This window comes from Streptomyces sp. HSW2009 (genome assembly GCF_040240285.1).
Taxonomy (GTDB): domain Bacteria; phylum Actinomycetota; class Actinomycetes; order Streptomycetales; family Streptomycetaceae; genus Streptomyces.
Window position 1 is genome coordinate 1 of sequence record NZ_JBEHZD010001295.1, and the last position, 232, is coordinate 232.

1 protein-coding gene is annotated in these 232 nt (G+C 87.9%); it reads right to left on the reverse strand.

Annotation, left to right across the window (positions count from 1 at the left end; translation table 11 throughout):
* Positions 1-232 (reverse strand): hypothetical protein (locus tag AAHZ94_RS35470; protein ID WP_349997731.1); only part of this gene is annotated, 232 nt, incomplete at both ends.

The window sequence follows — 232 nt, forward strand, 5'->3', positions numbered from 1 at the left end:
CTTTCTCTCCCCCCCCGCGCCCCCCCCCCCCCCAAGACCCCCCCCCCCCCCCCCCCCCCCCCCCCCCCACCCGGGACCAGCCCCCCCCCCCCCCCCCCCCCCCCCCCCCCCCCCCCCCCCCCCCCGCGGCCCCCCCCCCCCCCCCCCGCCCCCCCCCCCCCCCCCCCCCCCCCCCGCGCGCGTCTTGGGCGCGCGGTATGCCCTGAGTCCTGAGTACGCCGTGCGTCTTGCG